Here is a 24,145-nt window from a genome sequence, read left to right on the forward strand (position 1 = left end):
AGCTAAGATTTTATTGCCAAGATGCACCCCGCACCGTTCAAAATAAATAGCGATCGCCCAAAATCACGATGAATCAAATTGATTTAGCCTTTACCCCAGCTGTAGAACAAGCGCAACTCATCCGCAGCAAACAAGTCTCGCCGCTAGAGTTGACGGAACTTTACCTGGAACGCATCCACAGGCTAGATGGCAACCTGGGTAGTTATTTTACGGTGATGACAGATATGGCGCTTGCCGATGCCAAGGCAAAAACGGAAGCTTTAGCTGGCGACACCTCAGAATTACCACCTTTTTTTGGTGTGCCGATTTCTATTAAAGACCTCAATCCAGTTGCTGGGGTTCGCTGTACCTACGGAACACCAGCGCTGAGGGACAAAATAGCCGCTTATGATGATGCTGTGGCGGGGCGGATTAAGATGGCTGGCTTTACTATTCTGGGTAAGACTGCCACTCCTGAGTTGGGTTCTATGCCTTTTACAGAAGCACCAGGCTTTCCCCCAACCCGGAATCCCTGGAATCTGGATTATACGCCGGGGGGGTCGAGTGGCGGTGCATCGGCGGCGACAGCGGCGGGGTTGTGCGCTTTAGCTCAAGGTTCTGATGGTGGCGGTTCAGTGCGCGGCCCTGCTGCCTGTTGTGGTTTAGTAGGACTTAAACCCTCAAGAGGTCGCGTATCTTATGCACCTGTAGGCGATCATCAAAATGGCATTGCCACTAATGGTTCCTTGGCTCGTACTGTAGCAGATGCCGCCGCGCTCCTCGATGTGATGTCTGGCTATATCACTGGCGATCCCTACTGGTTGCCAGATCCAAAAACGACGTTTTTGGCAGCGACAGCACAAAAGTTAAATTCTTTGCGAATTGCTTTCAGCACAGCAATTCCACCAGTGGGCGAAGCTGATGCGGTGCGTCAAGAATCGGTGCTAAAAACGGTGCGCCATTTAGAAGAAATGGGTCATATTGTGGAACCAGGATGTCCCGATTTCAGTAATTTAATTGAACCTTTTACCAAAGTTTTTTTGGCTGGTGTGGCGGCGGCGGGGATTCCCAAAGAGTATCTGCAACCCATGAATCGCTGGATGGTAGAACAATCTGGGTCGGCGGGTGAATATTTACAAGCTGTTGCCCAAATGCAAATTTCGGCGCGGCGAATTGTGGCCTTTTTTGAGAACTATGATGTTTTAGTGTTGCCAACTTATTTGCATCAACCTCTCCGCATTGGCGAGTGGGCAAACTTGCCTCCAGAAGAGATTTTGCAAAGAATTATTCAGTGGGTGGCTCCCTGTCCGCCGTTCAATGCTACTGGACAACCCGCGATCGCACTCCCTACAGGTTTTGACGATATCGGTTTGCCTGTAGGCGTACAATTGGTGGGACGACCTGCTGCTGAAGCTACTCTCATCTCTTTAGCTTCCCAGTTAGAAGCCGCTAAACTTTGGAGCGATTGCCGCCCTGATTTTGCACTTTAAAAAAGGGTTGTCAGACAAAAGGCAAAAAGACAACCTACTTGGATTTCTAACCCTTAGCCCCCTGCTCGTTGACGAGGCAGGGGGTGGGGTTCTAGCAATTAAATTTTGCAAGCTTTCCCGCTAGGAGTAGCATCAGGATATAGAGTAACAATCGTATCTCTGCTCTTGACAAATACAGCTTTATAAGATTTTTTCGTCTCATTATCTTGCACTGTCAAAATGCAAGCTCCTTGAGCATTTCCCTGCATCTTTAATGCTTTAGTTGCATCCAAAAGCATTTCTTTGGCATCACTCACAAGAGAATAGCCTTTGATGTTATCTTTCCAAATTTGCCCATCTTTGTTGATGAGTACACCCAGTGTATAAATTACACCAGGAACTACTTCTTCATTCTGCAAATTATCAGATAACCTTCCCCCAATTTTATCTTCTTGCATCTGCAAATATCTGCCAAAAAAATGCAGCCCGCCAATTTTAGTAGGGCCTTCTAACTCCCCGCAAAAGATATGTTCAAACCCTCCTCTGTCATTCCAAGCAGCCGTTAAATCGTCTAGAAATTCTGCTTCTGTACTTCTAGCTGGACGCAGTTGCCCACCTACTGACTGTTGAATTTCCCGCAGTACGTTTCGATTATCTGACATCAATTTTTTGAAAGCACTTGCCGTCACCTTGCTGCCAATCGGCCCGCAGGTTTTCAGCACAGCTTGATCGAAATTGCTCAGTTTGGGTGCTGGTGGTGTAATATCTGCTTTTTGATTGCGTGGAAAGCGATAAGTCTCCACGTTATTAAGATTATCAAAAAACGGTTGTATAGCTGTTGATGGCTGCTTTACGGTAGGAGAATTAGTTGGAGTCCCACTTACACCTTCAGAAAAAGTGCCACAATCAACACTCACCCAGCGAAGTCCTGGGGTTGCACCAGGTACTTTAATAAATATAAACTTTCGTTGCCTAGAGTTGAAGCCTACTGCTTCGTAACTCTGACCATTGTTAACTCGAATATTTCCCGGATTGGTGCCATTAATTCCCCGTGTTGCTTCACAAGTGCGAGTAGCCCGGAAGGTTCCAGAGGCGGGAACTTGCGCGTAAGCAGCATATATTGATAGCAGCGGCGTGATTAATATTAAAGCTATGATAAATCTAAGCTCTAACTTTACAGCAAGCCTGCACCAAAAACCAAGTTTCATAATTTAAGAAAATAAAAAGATGGCAATCACGATGGTAATTCAGATTGTGCGCGCCTTATTCCGGATATTTATTACATATTCTTGTAAATGCGTTGAGTGGCGTGTTAGTTAATTTTCCTTTACATAAATGCCAACTGTTAAATTTGGCAATAATATGAATCTCCGCAGTTGTGCTATTATAATTATCTTCAATAGTTATGGCAGAAGACGGCAAGTTGAAGAAGGCAAAAGGTAAAAACGCCCTAAATTTAGGTTTAGCTTCGTTTCTGAGATGGGGACAAGACACGCAAAAGGCAAAGCAAAAAGTTCTTCCTTTCAGCTTTTTATTGTTAATTTCTTATTCAATTGTTAATTTTTATTACCCCAAAAGTCTGCTGGCTCAGGAACAGTTAAAGGACTTTAATTATTGGGGGAGTCTGTGCGACTTATTAGCAGACGAAAAAAAATATGCAGAAGCGGTGGCGGCGTGCGATCAGGCGATCGCGCTCAACCCCAACCAGGCAAAAACCTGGACTGACCGGATTGAGGGACTACTAGGACAGGCAAAGTACACGGAAGCGCTGGTTTCAGCGGACAAGGCGCTGGGTATCAAACCTGACTATTCTCTGGCTTTGGCGGATCGGTGTATCGCCTTAGTCAACTTAGGGAAGTACGAGGACGCGATCGCATCTTGCGATAAGGCGCTGATCTCCGATGGAAATTGGGGAAACAACGGTACACCCCTAATAGCGTGGTATAACAAAGGGCTGGCGCAAACAAAGTTAGGACAGTACGCAGAAGCGATCGCCTCTTATGAAAGTGCCTTAGAAATTAAACCAGATTATTCTCTAGCTTTGGTCGATCGGTGCGCCGCATTATCGCAAGCCAGCAAATACACCGAAGCGATCGCAGCTTGCGATCTGGCGCTAAAAAGTGACGGCGACTGGGGAACTGCCACACCAGCGCTGGCATGGTACAACAAAGGTGTAGCGCTCAAGAAGTTGGGACAGTACCAAGAAGCGATCGCCTCTTACGATCAAGCGCTGGCTATTAGTCCTACCGATGCAACCGCTTGGACTGAACATGGAGTTTTGCTGTCTGTAGTAGGTAAACCAGCACTCGCACTAGCATCGCAGCAATTTGCAGTTAAAATTAGTCCGAATTATTCTCAAGCCTTAGCCAACCAATGCGCCGCCTTCAACAAATTGGGGCAATTTAAAGAAGCCCAGGAACCCTGTGAGAAAGCCCTGCAAGGTGATGGCAAATGGGGTGAGACGAGTCCCGCATTTGCTTGGGATCAGCGGGGGAACGCCTTAGCAGGACAAGGTAACTACGAAGAAGCTTTGGCCTCCCACGATCGGGCGATCGGCCTTAACCCTGACTATGCGGAAGCTTGGAACAACCGCAGTGTCACCCTATGGTTTTTGGGAAGATACTCGGAAGCCATTGTTTCTAGCGATCGCTCCACTACTATCAATCCTAACTATGCTCAGGCTTGGTTCAACAAAGGCAGGATACTAAGGACGGTGAAAAAGTATCCCGAAGCACTCGCCGCTTACGACAAAGCCATCAAGAGTGCCGATCCTAACTTTGCTAGTAAACTTCTGGCTGATATTTGGGCGAACCGAACTGTAGTGCTGTGGACTTTGGGAAGATATTCCGAAGCCCTTGCAAGTAGCGATCGCGCTATTAACCTCAATCCGGAATTATCTCAAGCTTGGTACAACCGTGGTGTAGTGCTGGTAGGCTTGAAACGTTATAAAGAGGCACTTACTGCTTACGCCCAAGCTATCCGCATCACTCCCACCGATGCTAATAGTTTGGCAGGTCAAGGTGTCGCCCTGTTGAACTTGGATCGACTAGAAGAAGCGATCGCTGCTTTTGAAGAAGCCTTGAAACTTGACCCCAAAAATTCCCTAGCTTTGGACAACAAAACTTTGGCGATGCAAAAGTTAGAAGAAAAAATGAAAGAAACCGCTCCACTAACTGCACCATTACCACCACTTAAAAAATGAGGAATGAACCGCCTAGCGGTTCATTCCTCATCAAGCAATCTTCCGATTCATCTTATAAACCTCTGGCAACTTCCACCAAGGAACATGAGGAGCTTCGTGATGTTCCTCGTGGTAGCCAAAGTGATAGCAAGTGATAAAAGACCAGAAAATCGGGAGCGCATTCGTTTTTGCGCGATGGTTATTAGTATAACCACCCTCTGGCTCTTGGTGTGGTAAATAGGTGCCAAAAAAGAATAACTGCACCGAACTCAAAATCGAAGGAATCACCCAAAATAAAGTTAAATTGGCTTCTGATATATGAAAGGTGAAACTAATCAGGTTAAATACCACCATTAACCCTATAAGCCGTTTCCAGCTCCAGTACCCCATCATAAAATAAAGATACCAGGCAAAAAAGTTTTTGTGCTTAGTGTTGTGAAAATCTGGATCTAGTACACTGGCTGGATGGTGGTGATGTTCCCAATGCTTTTTTCTTAACTCATCAAAAGAAAAGAGTCCATAAAGAGTTAAAACTAAGGAACCTATAAAGTTATTGATTTTAAGGTTTTGCGGAACTACCACACCGTGCATTGCATCATGAGCGGTAATAAACAATCCTGTATACAGAAATGTCTGCCAAACTAATGCTACTATTTTCCATAGGACAGGAACTTGGGAAAGATCCAGGGAAAATAAGAAAATTAGGCTGCTTGCCCAGATTCCAATAATTGCAAAAGCAATTGCAAGCCCCAGATATGTATCTTCACTTCGCTCTATTCGCTTAATTTGCGTTGCTTGCAGTGGTGGGTGTTCGAGTTGGAGCATACATTTGTTAGTTTTCGAGCTTTTTTGTTGAGCGATTTACAAGATTATACCGATGTCCGTTCACCCTCGATAAATAGGGGTTGCAGACTACTAATCGTTAAAAAAAATGTTCTGCTTTACTAATCTTTCCGATGAGAAAAGTTAATTAATACTTAATGCCTTCTATTAGACACCACTAGCCGGGTATTAAGTACCGTAAAGCTATCTTAACTATTGTAAAGCAATTTTGGTCAGGGCGATACGGTGGAGATAGGTATCAGCCCAGTATCTCTTAGGTAGTAGGGTGTAAGGCGTGGGAGCTTACACTCAGGCTGACAGCTTAGATATTTACCTGCAACCGCCAGGCTGAGTGTAAGGCTAGTTTAATCGTTAGCGGGCGACATGAGGAAGCAGGTGCAGCACGTCACGAACCACGCTATAGCCTGCCAAATCCCAAAGTAGGTAAGCCAAGAAACCGATCATTGCTAAGCGACCGTTCCACAGTTCAGCTTGAGGGTTCCAGCCAAACAGGAACGCATTGCGGTCTTTGCCATTGAAAGCTTGAGCAGTAGGTTGAGTAGTGCGAGTTTCCATCGTTTACATTCCTTAATAAAGTTCTTATGGTTTCATAGTAGCTGTCTACTCAGTCACTGCTCTCTGCCTGTAGTTCCAAACTGCACTTAATTCTCAAGGATGATGAATGGGTTGATGGAACAGAGCAATCTAAGACAAAAGTACAAAAGGGTTATGAAGCTAGATAGCGATCGCAAATACAACTATCAGAAACTCTGACGAAAGCTAGAGGGTATCGTCGCTTGAGTTGCACAAACTTAAGTAAAAAGCAACAATTTTTTAACAAACCTATGGCTCCCACGGTACTGATCACAGGTGCTTCTCAAGGCATCGGCAAAGCAACATCTATATTATTTGCTAGTAAAGGGTATGACATTATAATGGCGGCGCGTACCACAGACCGCTTAGAAGCCGCAGCCCAAGAAGTGCGATCGCATGGTCATCAAGCGCTAACTATTCCCACCGATGTCAGAGATCCCAAACAGGTAGAAGCCCTCGTTCAGAAGGCGCTGGAGCATTTTGGTACTATCGACGTGCTGATTAACAATGCCGGCCTTTACATATCTGGGCCAGTTGAAGAATTTTCCCTAGATGATTGGCACCAAGCAATAGACCTCAACCTTTGGGGGTATATTCACACAATTCACGCCTTGTTGCCCCATTTTCTGGAGCGCAAGAGAGGCACGATAGTTAATGTGAGTTCTATTGGGGGGCAAGTACCCATTGCTTACTTAGTGCCTTATTCTACTAGCAAGTTTGCCGTCACTGGTTTAACGCGATCGCTGCACGCGGAACTAGCACCAAAAGGCATTCATGTTGGTGGAATTTATCCAAATATAATCAAGAGTGATTTTATGGAACGGGCAATCTTTCGAGGCAAGAATGCCGAAGATTTCCAAGCCCGTCGCGATCAGGTAGATCAGGTGCTGAAGGTTCCTGTGGTGGAGAAACCGGAGGATGTGGCAGATGCTATCTGGGATGCGGTGAAGCATCAGCATTCTGAGGTGTTAGTTGGTTCTGCGAACCTATCGAAGGTTTCTTATAATATGTTTCCCGGCTTCATGCAGTGGGTGTTCCGGAAAACTTTTCAGCTGAAGGATAAGCAAGCATAGCGATATATAGCAATTCAAGGGTTAGGTGCGATACATCTGTAGGGACATGGTAATGCCCATTGGTGTCAACTTAACGTTAGCTTGGCGGTTGAAACCGCAGCTACACAAACAAAACCCGCCTGCGCGGGTTTCAAAAGTCTTTATTTTCCGTTAGTCCGCGCAGGCGGACTTGGTTTTTATAGCCGCGAATTCATTCGCCGGGGCTTAAATTGACACCGATGGTAATGCCATGTCCCTACCAAGGGGGCGCGAACCTCAGGAACGCGATATATTCCACCCAACTGAGAAACACTATACTCGTTCCCAGTCTCTGGGAACGAGTTGTTATTTTGGTTCGCCAATTAAGGTAAATGCTGCCCAGTCTTTAGGATTAGGATATTGCTGCTTGATTTTCAGCATCGCATTTCTTAAGGCTTCCGCTTTATCGTTTTTCTGCTTCAGTTGCTTGTAAAACTCACTCATCAAAGCATTCGTGGGAGCATCAGGTGCTGACCACATGGGCATAATTAAAGTGGGAACGCCAACTGTCATCAAGGAAGCGGATAAACCAAGAATTCCATCACCGTTAGTTCTGCCCTTGCCAGTTTCGGCTACGCTGAGGACGACTAATTCCGGACGCAGACGTTGTCCTTTTGGTTGGGCGTACAATTCCAGAATTTCCGCAGTGGTGAGTAAGCCGCTATCTGAACCAAAGGGAGCAAGCGCGATCGCGCCGGGAATGCCCTGTCGTTTAAAATCATCTAGTATCCCGTAAGTTGCCAAATGCACACTCTTGGCTTTCCGCATCTTTTCTAACACAGCTGCCTTGGTTGCCTTATTGCCAATAAACAGGTCTTTAGTATTGAACTGTTTAGCAATTTCTATGGCTTCCTGTTCCGCACTCAAAAGCGGCGGTAACGCTTTCGGTGTCTCTCCGGGTGCGGGTGCAATTCGGGGCATTACAGGATTGCCAACTACTAGGCGGTTTCCTCCGGCAGTTTTTCCGCGTTGTTGGCGAGTTAAAGCTAATAGCTGAATTGATGGGGAAGTCAGAATGGTGTGTTTTTGGATTAAGTAATTGCCATAGATATCCACCAAAGCCGCAAACGGAATCGGGAACATTTCTTTTTGCGGAATAAAGATAACGCGGGCGGTGGGATCTTTTGGTAAAAGGTCAGCAATCGGTTTAATTAACAACTGATGCAGTTGCAATAACGGTTTTGGCTCAAGTGCTGATTTCCCTTCTGAGTTAGGTTTCTGTGAAGAAGGTAGTTTAGCCGAATTTTCTGCTTTCTTCCCTTTCAGTCCTAGAGATTCCGGAATACTAGCAATAACATCCTCTACAGAAGTAATTGGATAAATTGTATTTTTAGCGCTGATTTCAATCCGGCGAAATGTAACTTCTCCTGTAGGCTGAATCACCCAAGCATACACGCCTTCATCCGGAACAATTGAATATTCAACAAATGTAGCTTTTTCCTGTTTAGCTATTTTCTGAATGTCGGCAATTGTTGGGTAAACAAGCTTTTTCGGCGCTGGTTTTAAATTATTCCCTACTGGTTCACTATCTAACCGCAATCGCAGTAAATCTACAATTGTCCTGATGCGTCCTTGTTCTGCCATTTCCAAAGCCGCAACAGGTTGATTTTGAGCAATCAAAACTTGTTGTAGTCGCTGGTAAGTAGCAGTTTGCGCGTCTATATAATTATTGCCGCTGCCTAATTTGGCGCGAATTGCCTCCCATGCTTTAATAGCATTATCCAGAGTTGTTTTCGCTTCTTCTGGTTTACCTGATTTAAGTAAAGCAAATCCCAGATTATTCAGCGCTTTCCCTTCTGCCAAGCGATCGCCTGCTTTTATTGCCTTTTCCAGGGGCTGCTGATATAGCGCGATCGCGCTCTCAAATTGCCCCGCATTCTGATAAGATTTTGCTAAATTATTTAAGGCGAGAAGTTCCTTTGCTGGGTCGCCACTTTTGGATGCGATCGCTAGTTGTTCTCTTCTCACTTCTATCGCCTGCGGATATTGTCCCAGCAACTCGTAAGACTCCGCAATATTATTCAGAAAATACGCTTCTTGTGCCGCATCTTTAGCCTTCCTGGCAATTACTAACTGCTGCTGGTAAAATTCTATAGCCTGCGGATATTGCCCCAAAGTTCGGTAAGCTGCTGCCAGGTTGTTTAAGGCATCACCTACGGCTTCTATATTGCCGCTTTCTCTAGCAGCTGCTAACTGTTCTTGGTACAATGCGATCGCATCTTGATATTCTCCTTCAGACTCGGAAGTTATCCCCACATTGCCTAAGAAAGCTGCTTCTCTTTTGGGATTGCCAATTTCCTTTCTCAGAGTTTCTGCGGCGGTGCGAAATTCCTTAGCTTGCTTTTCATCTCCCAAATAAAAGTAAGCAGTACCAAGATTATCTAAAGTCTTAGCTTCAGTTGCTTGATCGCCAACACTCCGCACAATTTCCAACGTCTGCTGATAGAATGCGATCGCTCGCAGATATTGCCCTACAGTAAAGTAAGTTTCGCCTAGACTCAACAGAGTGTTGGTTTCTCCTGTACGCGAACCAATCTCCTGATACAGCCTCAGCGCCTCCTGCAAAGACTTTAACGACTCTTCAAATTGCCCAGTCTGATGCTGTCGAATTCCTAGCCCTAGCAATTTATCGGCATTGAACTCAATATTATCTTGGGTTTGAGCCAAAACTGGAGGCGTTATCAGACATAAATTCACAAAAATTGGTAAAAAGCAACCAATTAGAAATAAAAAGTAAAATTCAACCTTTGTACCGTTTAACTTTTGTGTAGTTTGAGGGAACAATAAGAGAAGAAACCTTAGCCAAATTTTCATACGGTAATGGATAAAAAAACGACAGGGATATTTGTCATTATTTTAGCCTTGGTCTTCGTTGGTTTTGGCGATAAATTTCTTCCCAAACCCTTAAGCACAGCCAGTTACAACACTCGCACCAGCTTAAATAATTCTTTACTGGGAATATTCCCCACTAAGAAACCCAGAAATCCTTATGAACGCACCGAAAAAGCCATTGAACAAGAGGAAAAAGGAGGAAAGTAGTCATTGACTAATTGCTAATGGTTAAATGTTCATCGCCATTAGCAATTAGCCATTAGCTATTTCTTTAAACCTTCTTCAACCAGCTAAACATTGCCCGTAAATCCTTACCAACTTCCTCAATGGGATGTTCAGATTCCTGACGGCGCATCGCTGTAAATCCAGGCTTTCCAGATTGGTTTTCTAACACGAATTCCCGTGCAAATTGCCCCGATTGGATTTCTTGAAGAATTTTCCGCATCTCAGCGCGAGTTTCGTCATTCACAATCCGAGGGCCGCGTGTATAATCGCCATACTCAGCAGTATTGGAGATGCTGTCGCGCATTTTTGCCAAACCACCTTCTACAACCAAGTCAACAATTAGTTTGACTTCGTGGAGACATTCAAAATAAGCTAATTCCGGCTGATAACCAGCGTTGACGAGAGTTTCAAAGCCTGCTTTAATTAAAGCACTCAAACCGCCACACAGTACGACTTGTTCGCCGAATAAATCAGTTTCAGTTTCTTCCCGGAAGCTTGTCTCTAAGACACCAGCACGAGTGCCACCGATACCTTTAGCGTAAGCCATTGCGCGATCGCGTGCTTGTCCAGAGGCATCCTGATACACCGCAAACAAACAGGGAACGCCTTCCCCTTGTTCGTAAGTCCGCCGCACCAAATGTCCAGGGCCTTTTGGTGCCACCATCACCACATCTACATTAGCAGGGGGGACAACTTGACCAAAATGAATATTGAAGCCGTGAGCAAAAGCTATTACTTTCCCTTCACTCAAATTAGGCTGAATTTCGTTGGTGTAAACCGTTTTTTGCACTTCATCTGGCAGCAAAATCATAATAAAGTCTGCTGCTTTGGCTGCATCAGCTACACTGTGGACAGCTAAACCAGCTTCCTTGGCTTTTTCGGCAGATTTACTACCAGGATACAGTCCAACAATGACGTTCACACCACTATCTTTGAGATTGAGAGCGTGGGCGTGTCCTTGGGAACCGTAGCCGATAATAGCAACTGTTTTTCCGTTTAATAAGTCTAAATTTGCGTCGGTGTCGTAATACATCCGAGCCATAGGGGTGTCTCCTGAGCGTATGCGTCGCAAGTAGTGCAAACTCTTGATTTTATCAGATGATGTGGAGAGAATGAACCACTCAAGGCAAGATAGGGAAGAGATAAGCGATCGCGTTTGTTGCATAAACTGCAACGTTTTAGCGTCCCGGTTTGGAGTGAGCCATACTGGCGTTAATTGATTTGGGTTATGTTATGAGTTCGACGCTTAAACCTTCTTTACTTTTAAGTGCATTCCTGGGAGGCATCGTTTTAAGCAGCTGTGCTTCTGATATTAATACGGCTCAAGTTCCAATTCCAATGATGCTAAGCGATCGCGCACTTCCAAGTCCCCAGGCAATGCCTGCTCCCGCGTCAGAAGCACTAGCTAACAACAATAGTACAGCACAATCTGTAGCCACGGCTCAGGTGCCGAGAGTGCGATCGCAGTTAATTAAAAATGCTGAAATAGCAGTTAGTGTAAATTCGATTGAAAAAACTATTCAAGAAGTTACAAAAATTGTTCAACAACAGCAGGGAGATTTATTAGGCTTTCAGGATCACAAGCCGAAAGATGCTAATCGCCACACCGCATCTATGCAAATTCGGATTCCTCAAAATCAACTGGAAACTACTCTCGACACTCTAGCAAACTTGGGAACTGTACAACGTCGCACTCTAACTGCTGAAGATGTCACCGATCAACTTGTGGATAACGAAGCAAGATTGCGAAACTTGCGGAAACAAGAAAGCACTTTACTCAAGATTATGGAGCGTTCTGGCTCAGTTGGGGACGTTCTGAAAGTTGCCGACCAACTCAGCAAGGTGCGGCAAAACATTGAGCAGATTGATGCTCAGCTCAAAAATCTTCGCAGTCGTGTTGCTTATTCTACAATTACCCTAACTTTAGAGGAAAATATTGCTACTACTCCCCCAGAAATACCTTTAAATTCCCAAGTTAAAGAAACTTGGAATCAGGCGACTCACTCGCTAGGCGAACTCGCAGTTGGTTTAATTCGTTTAAGTATTTGGTTAGCTGTTTTCAGCCCATTTGTATTTCTTTTAGTTGCTGCTACCCTTGGTTATAACCGCTTGAAAAAACAGCAAACTCCGCCCACACCTCGTCACTCTCAACCACCCAAAGCCAGTTAACTTGCTTAAACTATTTTTTTTGAATAGTATATAGCAATCCTATTTGAGTTATTAGATACCAGTCTTTTAGATACCCGACTTCTCAAAGAAGTCGGGTATCTTACCTTCAGGAATTATTTATGACTGCTATAGCAATTCAAGGGTTGGGTGCGATAAATCTGTAGGGACATGGCAATGCCCATTGGTGTCAACTTAACGTTAACTTGGCGGTTGAAACCGCAGCTATACAAACAAAACCCGCCTGCGCGGGTTATAAGAATCTTGATCCGTTAGTCCGCGCAGGCGGACTTGGTTTTTGTAGCCGCGAATTCCATTCGCCAGGGCTTAAGTTGACACCAATGGGTAATGCCATGTCCCTAACCTTGGTTGCCTGAAAGTCAGAATTGCGATATAGTCCACCCAACTGAGAAACGCTATATATAAATATTAGGTAATAACCGCACCATACTTAACTTCTTCAAATTGAAAGAATTTACAAAGAAGGCAGAAGGGGAGAAGATAAAAAGGATTTTAGTTGTGGGTTTAAAGCCCCCGAAAAAAAAGAAAAAAGTTTTATTCAAGAGATGATAATCGTCTATTGTAACTGTGCGCTACTTCCTAACCAGCAGTGCTTCCATAGTGCTTCAGTCGAGGTTTCTCCATCTCGCTATGAGCGTTAGCGCATAAACGGCGAAGGGAAGAAAGAAAAGGAAAGAGCCTGTTTTTGCGTAAGTGGCGACAATCTAGTGCAGTAGGACGGAAAGAAGCCCATCTACAAAATTTAAGCTGCATGACACTTTTGGCTCAGGGAATGGCAAGATGGAAGGCGAAGCCAAAGCGTTCTGAAAATTCTATGCCAGAACTGCAAGTATCAATCGCTCAGCATTACCATGAGCGGACTAAATATGACCCCCAGACTATAGCATCCAAGAGTCAGGGGCTGGATTGGGAACGTCAGCCAATACCTTTTAAAGAATACAAGATTGGGGTATCCCACGACCTCAAGCCGTATTTGGCAGACAAATCAGAGGCGTTGAATCATGAAAATGCCTGGTGGCGGCGTATATCGCGGCTGCTGTTTTGCAGCTATGGTTTGACTGCCAAGGTGCCGACGTTGGGAAATCCGATGTATCTGAGGGCTGCACCTTCTGCTGGTGGTTTGTATCCGGCGGAGGTTTATTTAATTTCTCGCGGGACTCCTTTCCTTGCCCCTGGACTGTATAACTATCAGCCGCAAAGCCATTCTCTAATTCATTTCTGGGACAGTGAGGTTTGGCAAAGCTTGCAAAAAGCTTGTTTCTGGCACCCAGTGTTGGAAAGTACCCAACTGTGCCTGGTGACGACAGCAATATTCTATCGCTCAGCTTGGCGCTATCAAGATCGAGCCTATCGGCGGATTTTTCTGGATACGGGGCATTTGCTGGGCAATATTGAGTTAGCCAGCACGATGAATGATTACCGCCCTCACGTAATTGGGGGATTTGTGGATCGGGAGATTAATGAGTTACTATATCTCGATCCGGAGCAAGAAGGCGCGATCGCTATCCTTCCCCTAGCAGACTTGCTGGATGTGAAACAAAACTTGCCCCTGGCTCAAACTGCTTTGCCCTCCGCTACCCAAACCGACTATCCCAATATCCCCGATGGCGAACTGCTGCACTATTGCCACAAAGCAACGCAGATAGAGGAACAACAACCAGATATTTCCCCACCACAAGATTCAAAAAACGACAAGTACAACTTTCCTTTCTGTCTCAAGGTTTCCACTGTCACACCGCCGATTAATTGCGGAGAAAACCTGCAAGACTTAGAAAACACGATTCTCAAGCGGCGTTCAACTCGTGCCTACAGTGGTGCAGATTTGACTTTTGATGAACTCAAAGCTTTACTAGATTTCACCTACCAACCAGAACATTATATAGAGCAAGGTTTGGATGGTTCCCCAGACTACTTTGATTTGAATTTAATCGAGACGTTTATCGCCGTCTCTGGGGTGACAGGTTTGGAGGAAGGTTGCTACTATTACGCGCCAAAAGCTCAAGAACTGCGACAAATTCGATTCAAAAACTTCCGGCGCGAGTTGCATTACTTGTGTCTGGGGCAAGATTTGGGTAGAGATGCAGGGGCAGTGCTTTTCCACACAGCGGATCTGAAAACAGCTGTGAGACAATATGGCGATCGCGTTTATCGTTATTTACACATGGATGCTGGTCATTTGGGACAACGCCTGAATTTAGCTGCCATTCACCTCGGTTTAGGTGTCAGCGGTATCGGCGGCTTTTTTGACAACCAAGTAAATGAAGTCTTGGGCATCCCTGCTGATGAAGCGGTTCTCTACATTACCACCTTGGGGCAACCAAGATAAAGATAAAAGCTAAAAGGCTCTCATAGAAAAAAAAGTTTATAACGGTGCGTTAGGCTTTTGCTAACGCACTGTTATTGAATGCTAACAGCAACCCTATTGAGAACGGGCGAGGCTTGGGCTGCGGTGATTTATCTCCAGCCTGTAAAAACACTGGTTACAAACCACATATAGCGGCTAGTTAAGCTTTGCGCTTCGGGATCGTACTCTCTACCCAGACTGTGGCGATATTGGCAGGCATTGAACCCTCTTTGGAGCTTCCGCGTTAGTTTATACGATCTTTACAAATTTCCGGAATTGCTTAGGTACATATAGTAGTTTAATTTGAAGATTAAGTAAAGATAGACTTTTCTAATAGTAATATTCCGGATTGAGAGCTTAAAATATAACGAAAGCTATATTGTAAAATTAGGTGCATTTACGCAAACACTTTTTCGTCTAATAGCTGAAAATGAACAAAAGTAGGTAAGTTCCCGCTCAGGAAAAGCAATGCAACTTAGAGTAACCGTATTTTTCGCGTTAACTTTTTAATCCAGTAAATAGGTAAATATTTATGACTACAGTTCTGGTTGTGGAAGACAGTATCACGCAAAGGCAGATGATCTCTAGCCTGCTTAAAGACAGTGGGTTGAGTGTTACTGTGGCTTGTGATGGCGTCGAAGCGCTAGAGCAAATTGCCAGACAATGTCCCGATTTAGTGGTTCTGGACATTGTTCTGCCTCGCATGAACGGTTACGAAGTTTGCCGTAAGATTAAATCTGACTCCAAAACCCACGATGTAGCTGTAGTAATGTGTTCCACTAAAAGAGAAGAATTTGATCGCTACTGGGGGATGAAGCAAGGCGCAGATGCTTACATTGCTAAGCCCTTTGAACCGCACGAGTTAATCGGAACGGTTAAACAACTGCTGCGAGAAACAACTGCTGCAAGGCGAGCCTAGGGAACCTCTCTCTAACCCTCTCCTAAAAGGAGAGGGAAAAGGCAAGGAAGATTTTTTTACCGGAGAGCCGCTTTAGCTTCTTTCCCCTGTCCCATCTCTCCAAAGGAGAGATGGGACAGGGATTGGGAGATTAGGTTTTGCTTTAGCCGAAAAGTATTGCCTTATAGAGACGCGATCGCACTCGGTTAAACATAATCTCGTCCACGAAGTTCCATCCCCATTGAGGTTTCAAGTCAGGACGCTTATGAGGGGTAATAATAACTATTGAGTCGGAAATCAAACTTAACTGGTAGGCCACTACTGGTAAACGTGACTCACTCAACAAATGCAAAGCAAAGCTGCAAACGATTAAACTATAATGTCGGTCATGGAGGACTCCAGAAGCAATGTCCTCAAAGGTATAAGGTTCAGCTTCTTGAAGAGTGCGTTTCAAATAAGCATTGTAGGTGTATGGATCGATGCCATCAATGTTAGTGCAGCCTAAACTTTGCAGTGTCAAAGTAACTTCACCGCTGCCACAAGCTAAATCTAATACCTTCTGTAAATCTAGCTGCCATTTATTAACTGATAGTTGCATAACCTCTTGAACGGCCGCCTCTTGAGGATTTCTATACTCATCACCAAATTGCTCGTAGAAACCTTTGACGCTATATTCTTCGTATCCTTTTCTAATAGATTGTTTCTCATTGCTCATTGCTAATTGCTAATTGCTAATTGCTAATTGCTAATTGCTAATTGCTAATTGGGAAAATCCCCCCAGTCCCAATCCCCAATCCCCAGTCCCCAGTCCCCAGTCCCCAGCCCCCAGTCCCCAGTCCCCAGCCCCCATCCCCTATTTCCCAATACAAAATCTGCTAAAAATTCGGTCAAGAACCGATTCTGTTACTTCCTCTCCGGTGATTTCTCCTAAAGCTTGAATGGCACCCCGTAGGTCAATTGTCCAGAAGTCCAGGGGCAGTTGATCGGCAATTGTTGCTTTTACTTGCTGTAAAGATATTTTAGCCTTTGTTAAAGCTGCGGCTTGTCGCTGATTAATCGCTAAATCCAAATCAGCTGCTTTGAGGTTTCCAGTGTGTACGGCATCTAAAATGGCTTTTTCCAACGCATCAATGCCTTGGTTCTGGGCGGCTGATGTGTATATAATGCGGTTAATATTGTCAGGATATTGCAAAGAAGCAATAAATTTCGTCTCTACAAGATCGGTTTTATTTATAACTAAAATTAACGGGCGATGTTGTACCTGTTCGTAGATTTCTTGCTCAGCTTGCGTCCAACCAAGTTGAGCATCAATGGTAAGCAACACTAGATCAGCTGCTTGGGCAGAAGCAAGACTTCGCTCAACGCCAATCTTCTCCACCCGATCAAGCGTATCCCGAATTCCCGCAGTATCCAGCACTTGCACTGGTATCCCGCCCACCACTAGCTGAGATTCTACAACATCACGGGTGGTGCCAGGGAGGTCGGTGACAATAGCGCGATCGCTCTTACTCCAGGCATTCAGCAAACTCGATTTTCCCACGTTCGGTCGCCCGACAATCGCCACTTTCAACCCAGCGCGTAACAGTTCCCCTTTGTCAGCTGTTGCCAAAATTTTCGTTGTCTCTGCCAAAATTTGCTCAATTTGTGCTGTAATGTGCTTCTCATCCAGCGGTGGCAAATCTTCCTCAAAGTCAATCCTCGCCTCAATTTCTGCCAGAATGTCTAAGCAGGTGGCACGCACAGAGCGAATCGGCTTTTGCAACTTCCCCTGTAAACCAGCTAAAGCAGATTGTGCAGCTTGAGGCGATTTAGCTCCCACCAAATCGGAAATACTCTCCGCCTGAGTCAAATCCAAACGCCCATTCAAAAACGCCCGTAGGGTAAATTCTCCCGGTTGCGCTAATCTCGCCCCCGCCTCTAGACACAGTTGCAATACCTGCTGCACGGGCATAATTCCGCCGTGACAGTGGAACTCTACCACGTCTTCGCGGGTGTAAGAGCGAGGCGCTTGCATGATTAGCAACAACGCTTCATCTACCACTTGTTGCGTTTGGGGATGGCGGATGTAACCGTAGAGGATGCGGTGCGATTCCCATTGCTGTCGCCCTGGTGCGAAAAAGAGCGTATGAGCGATCGCTACCGCCTTTGCACCAGATACCCGCACAATACCGACACTACCCTGTTGCGGAACAACAGCGGTAGCGATCGCGGCGATTGTTTCCCCTTGCACAAACATCTGTGACATCTTGCCTTGAAATCAGGTCTATTCCTATTCTGCTGTAATACAGTAATTTGTAGGGAATGGTTGTAGCTTGCTTGGGCGTAGCGGTACGATAGCGAAACCCAACAACTTACACTTGTTTACTTGTTGTTGGGTTTCGCTATCGTTGGGAACCAACCTATGTTATTGGATTTTTGCCAATGCAGTTAATTTCTCCCCAAGCTCTTGCAGCTTATCAAAAAGTCGTTAAGCCTTACGAGGGTTTATTGGTAGGTGTCATTGGATTAGCTACCCTAGACACTACCATACACTTAATCCCAGGATTTCCTCAGTCGAGTTTGATAGAACTCCCAATCAGTTTATCACTAGCGATCGCAGCCAGTTGGTTAGCTTCGCGGCTGTTCAAGCAGATTTTCGACGTTTATCTTTTAGATGCTGCCATCAACAGCGGACGTAAAGTCAACAGCGAAATCCTTCTTCTAGTTAAACTACTAGCGAACTTAAGCATAATATTTTTTACCACAATCATATTTTCTGAAACTCATAAAATCAATATTTTTGGTTTAGTAGCTTCTTTAGGAATTGGCGGATTAGCAGTTGCTTTTGCTGCCCAAAAAACCTTGGAACAAATATTAGGCGGTATTGTCATTTATTTAGATCGTCCCTTTGTTGTCGATGATTACATTGGCTTACCAGATGGCATCTTTGGCAGAGTTGAGTCAATTGGCTTGCGTTCTACCAAAATTCGCACCTCTGGCAAAGGAACATTGATAATAGTACCCAATAGTTCGCTGACTCAAGTAAATATTGAAAACTTTACCGGAGCCAAAAAAGTAATGGCTCTTGTATACTTAAACTTTCATCGGATAATCGAAAAAGAAGAACAAGCCTTAATTCGACAAATTATTCTGAATAGTACCAGCGATATTTTTGGGATAGACTCCCGGAACACAGATGTCAATTTTAGAGAATTGAATAGTGCAAATGAGGCGAAAACGCAAGCTCAGATTGCTTTCTTTATCCTGGGTTCTAGCGATGTATCAATGGGATTGCGGCGGCAACTATTCGATATTGCTACTGAAAATATTACAGAGAAATTAAAATATTACGATATTGCCTTCGACATTGAAGACCCAACAATTTATGTGGATTCACCCATTACTATCTAATCTTAATCTTGCCGATATCAGTAAACAGGTTTTTCAGATTGATATTTCCAAGCCAGTCATATTCCTGCTGTTTGTTCTCTTATCTCTGCTGCTGGGAAGATATACTCCCGGCATTGCCAAATTAATCTTGCGTCGCTTTTCACCTCAGCGAGTAACAATTATTTATGACCATCTAATTGAGCCAATAAAAAATCAGTTTAAAATAGCTGGAACGTTAATTCTTATTTCTTTTTCTCTAACATGGGTGGAAGAATATAAATTTTTATACCAGTTAATCAAGCCTTTTTTAGATTTAGCTGTAATTGTTAGCGTCGCCTGGTTATTGTCGCGCCTATTTCGGCAATTTATCCGAGTTTATGGAATTGATTTACTCGGCAAGTTTGCGCGTGATTTTGATGAACTGATTCTAGTAATTGAGGCTATAGTAAATGTTGTAATTGGCTTCATTTCTATCTTAGCTTTTGCCCAAAGCCAGCAATTTAATTTGATTGGCTTAATGACAAGTTTGGGGATTGGGGGGTTAGCAGTAGCTTTTGCTGCCCAAAAAACCTTGGAACAGCTTTTGGGTACAATTGTGTTGTATTTAGATCGCCCTTTTGTCCCTGGAGATTATATTCGTTTACCTTCAGTTGGCAACGTACCTGGAGGGTTATTTGGTAGGGTAGAGTCAATTGGTTTGCGTTCCACCAAGATTCGCACTGCGGCTAAAAGTACCTTGTATATCGTGCCAAATTCCACATTAGCAAATCTGGAAATAGAGAATGTGACAATGGGTAAAAAAGTGATGGTTTTGCTAAACCTTGACTTTTTCCGGTTGTTGGAAGACAGCGAAAAGGCACTGGTAGAGCAAGTCATCAGTGAAAGTACAAATTCTGTGTTTGGAATCGATCCAGGTAGTACCAATATTACGTTAGCGAGTAATTCTGAAAAGCAAACAACTAGAGCAAGAGTAACGTTCTTTATCCTGGGTTCGAGTGAAAATTCAATTCAACTGCGGAAGCATTTACTAGAATTAGCAAACGAGAAAATTTCTAAGGAACTAATAACGTATGGAATAGATTTTAAAATGCAGGAACCGACAATTTATGTGGAATCCCCAGTAACTATTTAATTTTGGAGTCCCAAAAACTTCTGCGCTGGGAGCAAAATCCCAACTTGGATGACTAGGGTGAGCATTGCTCACCCATTAGCCAGTGTTACGGCGATTTAATACAGGCTGTGGGCAACTAAAACATAACGAACAAAAGAAACATTTCACTCGCTATGGCTCCTTCAGTCAAGCGCTGATAGCTGTCCTCTCTATTGAGTAGCTTTTAGGAACCTCAAATCGAATTTTAGTAGCCCAGCTTTTAAAATCGGGTGCTAGCCGCATCACCTTTAAGAGTATTTCGTCGCTCACCCACAACACTAGAGGAAAAGTAAATCGTTTGCGGAACTCATTCCGGACGTGGTTCGTCGCAGTTAGTAATTCATTTATCTCCACCACAGAGTCTAAACCATAGACCATTAAGGCTTGCGGCTGCTGGTTCTCCTCAATTGTTGCCTCTATAGTTGTATAAAGTGTCCTTACCGAGGGATACAAAACGATTTCTTGAATTTCTACGACTGAGATTTCTCTGAGTCGTTCCACAACTTGCTCCTGCAACTCTAGATTGTTACAGGCAACCAATATTAAAGAAAAGTCTCCCTGAGAGAAGGCGATCGCCTTCGCAAGTTGGGTGAGCGATTTCTTATTGTCACAGATAACATTTTCCGAGTCGTATAGGTCTGTCATAGGGAACACCAAGTCGAGTTTCAATACCATTTTTCTATCAAAGGGTTTTGCTTTACTTCCTTACATCGGGTGATTTTTTGGTAAGTCGGTAATTTCACCGTGATTTCGGCAGTGACAGCTATCTTACTTTTGGGTGATCTTGCTCACTTAAGGCAGCGATGACAGTAAGCTAACATGGAATCGCCTCTACTTTTTGAATGTTGTCATCTATACCAATAATTTAACCGGGATACTCCACGTCCAATAAACGCTGATAGCTACTACACGTCGGCACTTTGCTTTTCCCGACGAAAAAAAAAATTTTATGAAACCTTAACAAAATTGCTGGGGAATTACGTAATTCACCGGTCAAGGCGGCGACAGCTACCCTACCACAACGCGCTACTTCTTTGGGCTGAGGGAAGGCTATGCCTAAGGTTGACGTACCACCAAAAAATCGCTCCCAACTCTCCAGAACATAGGGCAACGCACAGAAGCAAGCTGCGGCTTATTTCTGAAATCTTGCTAAAATTTGCCGAAATCTGGGTGTCGTTGCACTGTATCATTCAGAGTCTTGATGAGAACGCGGTGTCTGGAAAGCATTCCTGGCAAAATAGGTGATGCCAAAACCACCCCTCCCAATTCTTCCAAGGTTGGTGTACTTGCCGAGAAAGCAACTTATACCGAGATATCCAAGTCATTCCCGAAGAGGGCGTTACACTTTGGCTAATTCTTGCATATCCATATTTAGATAGATGTTCAAATATTCTATGAAAAGCCGTTTTACGAGCCTAGCAGACGGGTTGGTTTTGTTTAGCCGCGCTTTTGGTCATCAGGCTTGGTTAATCTTCCTGGTTGCCTTTAGCTTTGGTGTGGTGCTAATGATACATCCCGCATTTGCACAGGCGAAATTTTCTGATGTGCAAGGATGGACGCGACCGTGTATAGAACAGCTGGCACAAAAGCAGATTATCAGTGGATACCCGGATGGCAGCTTTAAGCCGAGTGCGCCTGTGACAAGGGCTGAGTTTGCGGCGATGGTTGGCAAGGCTTTCCCCAATACAGCTGATGTCAGAAATGCGGTGCCATTTGCTGATGTTCCCGCGAACTATTGGGCTAAAGATGCGATCGCCAAAGCTTATAAAACTGGGTTTCTCTCCGGTTATCCTGGTGGGGTGTTCAAACCGAGTGAAAAAATCCCGCGATCGCAAGCTTTAGTTTCTCTCTCCTCTGGCTTGAAATATTCGCCCTCCTCAGCTGTGGCTAACACATTGAATGGGGCATTTAGCGATGCTGCAACCATTCCTGATTATGCAAAAAGCGCGATCGCAGCTGCCACAGAAAAACAACTCGTTGTCAACTACCCAGATGTCAAGCGACTTAATTCCAACCAACCAGCTACCCGTGCAGATGTGGCAGCTTTCTTGTGTCAGGCGGCGGGAACGGCTGGATTAGTGCCTTCTCAGTACATTGCCAAAGTTGGAACACCGCCAATAGCCCAGTCAAAAGAGATCCGGGGCGTGTGGCTGACTAATATAGACAGCGATGTGCTATTTGAAAAAACGCGCCTCGCCAACGCTATCCAACGCCTCGACGAGTTGAACTTTAACACCCTGTATCCTACAGTTTGGAACTGGGGTTATACACTTTATCCGAGTGCAGTAGCCCAAAAAGAGATTGGGCGATCGCTCGATCCAGAGCCAGGACTTAAAGGGCGAGACATCCTCAAAGAAATTGTAGACCAGGGACATCAAAAAGGCATGGCAGTCATTCCCTGGTTTGAATTTGGCTTCATGGCACCTGCTGACTCCGAACTTGCCAAACGCCACCCAGATTGGATTCTCAAACGCCGCGACGGTTCCCAAATTTGGAAAGAAGGGACACACAATCGAGTTTGGTTGAATCCTTTTCGCCCAGAAGTGCAGAAATTTATCCAAGATTTAGTTGTTGAAATTGTTGGCAACTATGATGTTGACGGCATTCAATTTGACGACCATTTCGGCTTTCCTGCTGAGTTTGGATATGATCCCTTTACTGTCGAACTTTACAAAAAAGAAAACGGTGGCAAATCTCCCCCTGCGAATGCTCAAGAGCCAGCCTGGATCAAGTGGCGGGCTAACAAAATTACCGCCTATCTAAAGCAGGTATTTCAAGCCGTCAAAGACCGCAAAAAAAACGTCTTGGTTTCCGTCTCTCCCAACCCTCAAGAGTTCTCCTACAATTTCTTTTTAGCAGACTGGCAAACCTGGGAACGACAGGGGTTAATTGAGGAACTGATTATCCAAGTTTATCGAGATGACCTCGGTCGTTTTATTGAAGAATTAGAGCGTCCAGAAGTCAAAGCAGCCAAGCGTCACATTCCCGTTGGCATCGGCATTTTAAGCGGGGTAAAACCCAGACCTATTGGACTGGCACAGGTTCAAAATCAAGTCGCAGCCGTCCGTCAGAGAGGGTTTGCGGGGATGTCGTTCTTCTTCTATGAAACCTTGTGGAATAATGCGCCAGAAAAGCCAGAAATCAGACAGAATGCCTTGAAAGCCATCTTTCCCTCTGACTTAGAAAGACCGAATATTGTCGCAGGTGGAAAGCCATAAAATTAAACTCTCGTTCCCAGTCTCTGACTAGGAACGAGAAACACTATTTACTTTGCACTTTTTTGAACAAGTGAATCGACACCCTGAGCCAGCTTCACCACAGATCCAGAAGCATTTGTGCGGTAAACCCAGCGTGTTTGTCCACTTGCCACAATTACTTGCCAGCCTGGAACTCGCATCTCGGTGCAAAGAATGCCTAAGTTATTGACACCCAGACAATCATCCGACCAAGTTTGTTGTTTGGTTGTGACAATGCGAAACTTAGACACAGGCAAGCCGGAATCCTGGGAAACGTCTTGCAAAACCGCATTAGTAACTGATTTTAATAAACTCTGCTGAGGTAGGGGAGCTTTGGAAACAGCAACTTTGGTAGTGGGGAGCGTCAGCCTAGCCGTCAACGACAAGATACCCGTCAACACCAAAGTCTGGATAATTAAACTAAACTGGTTAGTCTTTTGCTCGATATTCCCGGCGGTCGAGCCAGAGGTAGTAATTTGTTCCATAGCAAGTGAAGCTAAGTTGGTGCTGGATTACAAAGGGTACTAATTGGTAGAATTTGCAACCCGATGCTTACAGGCTCCGGAAACACTTAAAACTTTTATCTTGAGTTGAGTTTTAATGTGCTTGCAAAAAGCTTTTCTCTGGGCTTTGGAGCGGTATTTCAATATTAGACTACAAAACTTAGGCATCTAGTTCCGCAATTTTTCTGGTTTTACTATAACTTCATTAATTACTTATAAATACTGAGTCTTGTACTTAAGTTAGGTAATTATAATTAAGTATGCC

General features: G+C 44.5%; 19 protein-coding genes. 10 read left to right on the forward strand and 9 right to left on the reverse strand.

The annotated features are described in order from the left end of the window. Positions 1 to 68: 68 nt before the first annotated feature. Positions 69 to 1,469, forward strand: a complete 1,401-nt coding sequence (locus H6F74_RS14175) for an amidase (RefSeq protein ID WP_190442133.1) — start codon at positions 69 to 71, stop codon at positions 1,467 to 1,469. Positions 1,470 to 1,567: 98 nt separating this feature from the next. Here H6F74_RS14175 and H6F74_RS14180 read toward each other — a convergent pair whose 3' ends face one another. Next, positions 1,568 to 2,656: an EndoU domain-containing protein gene (locus H6F74_RS14180; protein WP_199301225.1), complete on the reverse strand. Its 1,089-nt coding sequence runs from the start codon at positions 2,654 to 2,656 to the stop codon at positions 1,568 to 1,570. 197 nt (positions 2,657 to 2,853) lie between these two features. On the opposite strand from H6F74_RS14180, the gene H6F74_RS14185 reads away from it, so the two are divergent. Next, complete coding sequence (locus tag H6F74_RS14185) at positions 2,854 to 4,650, forward strand: tetratricopeptide repeat protein (protein ID WP_190442135.1); 1,797 nt, start codon at positions 2,854 to 2,856, stop codon at positions 4,648 to 4,650. Between the two features lie 30 nt (positions 4,651 to 4,680). Here H6F74_RS14185 and crtW read toward each other — a convergent pair whose 3' ends face one another. Together crtW and H6F74_RS14195 are read right to left on the reverse strand one after the other, a co-directional pair. After that, positions 4,681 to 5,454, reverse strand: a complete 774-nt coding sequence (gene crtW / locus H6F74_RS14190) for a beta-carotene ketolase CrtW (RefSeq protein WP_190442137.1) — start codon at positions 5,452 to 5,454, stop codon at positions 4,681 to 4,683. Positions 5,455 to 5,823: 369 nt separating this feature from the next. Beyond that, positions 5,824 to 6,027: a chlorophyll a/b-binding protein gene (locus H6F74_RS14195; RefSeq protein ID WP_190442138.1), complete on the reverse strand. Its 204-nt coding sequence runs from the start codon at positions 6,025 to 6,027 to the stop codon at positions 5,824 to 5,826. Between the two features lie 269 nt (positions 6,028 to 6,296). On the opposite strand from H6F74_RS14195, the gene H6F74_RS14200 reads away from it, so the two are divergent. Further along, entirely contained in the window at positions 6,297 to 7,118 is an 822-nt protein-coding gene (locus H6F74_RS14200) for an SDR family oxidoreductase (RefSeq protein WP_190442140.1), read from the forward strand. Positions 7,119 to 7,442: 324 nt separating this feature from the next. On the opposite strand, the gene H6F74_RS14205 is transcribed toward H6F74_RS14200, so the two are convergent. Next, on the reverse strand, positions 7,443 to 9,833 hold the full coding sequence (locus H6F74_RS14205) for a CHAT domain-containing protein (RefSeq protein WP_190442142.1): 2,391 nt from the start codon (positions 9,831 to 9,833) through the stop codon (positions 7,443 to 7,445). A gap of 123 nt (positions 9,834 to 9,956) precedes the next feature. Between H6F74_RS14205 and H6F74_RS14210 the strand changes: the two genes are divergently transcribed. Continuing rightward, positions 9,957 to 10,175, forward strand: a complete 219-nt coding sequence (locus H6F74_RS14210) for a hypothetical protein (protein WP_190442144.1) — start codon at positions 9,957 to 9,959, stop codon at positions 10,173 to 10,175. A 64-nt stretch (positions 10,176 to 10,239) separates the two neighbouring features. On the opposite strand, the gene ilvC is transcribed toward H6F74_RS14210, so the two are convergent. After that, positions 10,240 to 11,367 carry a ketol-acid reductoisomerase gene (gene ilvC, locus H6F74_RS14215; RefSeq protein ID WP_277875801.1) on the reverse strand — a complete coding sequence of 376 codons (1,128 nt, stop codon included), beginning with the start codon at positions 11,365 to 11,367 and terminating at the stop codon, positions 10,240 to 10,242. A 59-nt stretch (positions 11,368 to 11,426) separates the two neighbouring features. Between ilvC and H6F74_RS14220 the strand changes: the two genes are divergently transcribed. The 3 genes from H6F74_RS14220 (at position 11,427) to H6F74_RS14230 (ending at position 15,643) form a co-directional block, all read left to right on the forward strand. Next, positions 11,427 to 12,362, forward strand: a complete 936-nt coding sequence (locus tag H6F74_RS14220; protein WP_190442146.1) for a DUF4349 domain-containing protein — start codon at positions 11,427 to 11,429, stop codon at positions 12,360 to 12,362. An 832-nt stretch (positions 12,363 to 13,194) separates the two neighbouring features. Further along, on the forward strand, positions 13,195 to 14,706 hold the full coding sequence (locus H6F74_RS14225; protein ID WP_190442287.1) for a SagB/ThcOx family dehydrogenase: 1,512 nt from the start codon (positions 13,195 to 13,197) through the stop codon (positions 14,704 to 14,706). A gap of 550 nt (positions 14,707 to 15,256) precedes the next feature. Next, positions 15,257 to 15,643 (forward strand): response regulator, encoded by a 387-nt coding sequence (locus tag H6F74_RS14230; RefSeq protein WP_190442149.1) that lies wholly within the window; start codon positions 15,257 to 15,259, stop codon positions 15,641 to 15,643. Between the two features lie 142 nt (positions 15,644 to 15,785). Here the strand turns inward: H6F74_RS14230 and H6F74_RS14235 are convergent, their stop codons facing one another. Continuing rightward, a complete protein-coding gene (locus tag H6F74_RS14235) occupies positions 15,786 to 16,337 on the reverse strand; it encodes a class I SAM-dependent methyltransferase (protein WP_190442150.1) in 552 nt (183 codons plus the stop codon). Between the two features lie 138 nt (positions 16,338 to 16,475). Then, on the reverse strand, positions 16,476 to 17,867 hold the full coding sequence (gene mnmE / locus H6F74_RS14240) for a tRNA uridine-5-carboxymethylaminomethyl(34) synthesis GTPase MnmE (RefSeq protein WP_190442152.1): 1,392 nt from the start codon (positions 17,865 to 17,867) through the stop codon (positions 16,476 to 16,478). 176 nt (positions 17,868 to 18,043) lie between these two features. On the opposite strand from mnmE, the gene H6F74_RS14245 reads away from it, so the two are divergent. Together H6F74_RS14245 and H6F74_RS14250 are read left to right on the forward strand one after the other, a co-directional pair. After that, positions 18,044 to 19,012: a mechanosensitive ion channel domain-containing protein gene (locus tag H6F74_RS14245; protein ID WP_190442154.1), complete on the forward strand. Its 969-nt coding sequence runs from the start codon at positions 18,044 to 18,046 to the stop codon at positions 19,010 to 19,012. After that, a complete protein-coding gene (locus H6F74_RS14250; RefSeq protein WP_190442156.1) occupies positions 18,987 to 20,123 on the forward strand; it encodes a mechanosensitive ion channel domain-containing protein in 1,137 nt (378 codons plus the stop codon). The genes H6F74_RS14245 and H6F74_RS14250 overlap by 26 nt, the downstream gene beginning before the upstream one ends. 165 nt (positions 20,124 to 20,288) lie before the next feature. Here the strand turns inward: H6F74_RS14250 and H6F74_RS14255 are convergent, their stop codons facing one another. After that, positions 20,289 to 20,816, reverse strand: a complete 528-nt coding sequence (locus H6F74_RS14255) for a hypothetical protein (RefSeq protein ID WP_206756319.1) — start codon at positions 20,814 to 20,816, stop codon at positions 20,289 to 20,291. 719 nt (positions 20,817 to 21,535) lie between these two features. Between H6F74_RS14255 and H6F74_RS30035 the strand changes: the two genes are divergently transcribed. Continuing rightward, entirely contained in the window at positions 21,536 to 23,359 is a 1,824-nt protein-coding gene (locus H6F74_RS30035; RefSeq protein WP_190442160.1) for a family 10 glycosylhydrolase, read from the forward strand. A 47-nt stretch (positions 23,360 to 23,406) separates the two neighbouring features. Here H6F74_RS30035 and H6F74_RS14265 read toward each other — a convergent pair whose 3' ends face one another. Beyond that, positions 23,407 to 23,862, reverse strand: a complete 456-nt coding sequence (locus H6F74_RS14265) for a hypothetical protein (RefSeq protein ID WP_190442162.1) — start codon at positions 23,860 to 23,862, stop codon at positions 23,407 to 23,409. Between the last annotated feature and the right edge of the window lie 283 nt (positions 23,863 to 24,145).

Origin of the sequence: Trichocoleus sp. FACHB-90 (assembly GCF_014695505.1) — a bacterium.
GTDB lineage: Bacteria > Cyanobacteriota > Cyanobacteriia > Cyanobacteriales > FACHB-T130 > Funiculus > Funiculus sociatus.

Coding starts and splice junctions, on each gene's coding strand:
- mnmE (WP_190442152.1), bottom strand. CDS start 17,867: ATGTCACAGATGTTTGTGCAAGGGGAAACAATCGCCGCGATCGCTACC.
- H6F74_RS14255 (WP_206756319.1), bottom strand. CDS start 20,816: ATGGTATTGAAACTCGACTTGGTGTTCCCTATGACAGACCTATACGAC.
- H6F74_RS30035 (WP_190442160.1), top strand. CDS start 21,536: ATGAAAAGCCGTTTTACGAGCCTAGCAGACGGGTTGGTTTTGTTTAGC.
- H6F74_RS14225 (WP_190442287.1), top strand. CDS start 13,195: ATGCCAGAACTGCAAGTATCAATCGCTCAGCATTACCATGAGCGGACT.
- H6F74_RS14210 (WP_190442144.1), top strand. CDS start 9,957: ATGGATAAAAAAACGACAGGGATATTTGTCATTATTTTAGCCTTGGTC.
- H6F74_RS14235 (WP_190442150.1), bottom strand. CDS start 16,337: ATGAGCAATGAGAAACAATCTATTAGAAAAGGATACGAAGAATATAGC.
- H6F74_RS14250 (WP_190442156.1), top strand. CDS start 18,987: ATGTGGATTCACCCATTACTATCTAATCTTAATCTTGCCGATATCAGT.
- H6F74_RS14230 (WP_190442149.1), top strand. CDS start 15,257: ATGACTACAGTTCTGGTTGTGGAAGACAGTATCACGCAAAGGCAGATG.
- H6F74_RS14265 (WP_190442162.1), bottom strand. CDS start 23,862: ATGGAACAAATTACTACCTCTGGCTCGACCGCCGGGAATATCGAGCAA.
- H6F74_RS14245 (WP_190442154.1), top strand. CDS start 18,044: ATGCAGTTAATTTCTCCCCAAGCTCTTGCAGCTTATCAAAAAGTCGTT.
- H6F74_RS14220 (WP_190442146.1), top strand. CDS start 11,427: ATGAGTTCGACGCTTAAACCTTCTTTACTTTTAAGTGCATTCCTGGGA.
- H6F74_RS14200 (WP_190442140.1), top strand. CDS start 6,297: ATGGCTCCCACGGTACTGATCACAGGTGCTTCTCAAGGCATCGGCAAA.
- H6F74_RS14180 (WP_199301225.1), bottom strand. CDS start 2,656: ATGAAACTTGGTTTTTGGTGCAGGCTTGCTGTAAAGTTAGAGCTTAGA.
- H6F74_RS14175 (WP_190442133.1), top strand. CDS start 69: ATGAATCAAATTGATTTAGCCTTTACCCCAGCTGTAGAACAAGCGCAA.
- H6F74_RS14195 (WP_190442138.1), bottom strand. CDS start 6,027: ATGGAAACTCGCACTACTCAACCTACTGCTCAAGCTTTCAATGGCAAA.
- H6F74_RS14185 (WP_190442135.1), top strand. CDS start 2,854: ATGGCAGAAGACGGCAAGTTGAAGAAGGCAAAAGGTAAAAACGCCCTA.
- crtW (WP_190442137.1), bottom strand. CDS start 5,454: ATGCTCCAACTCGAACACCCACCACTGCAAGCAACGCAAATTAAGCGA.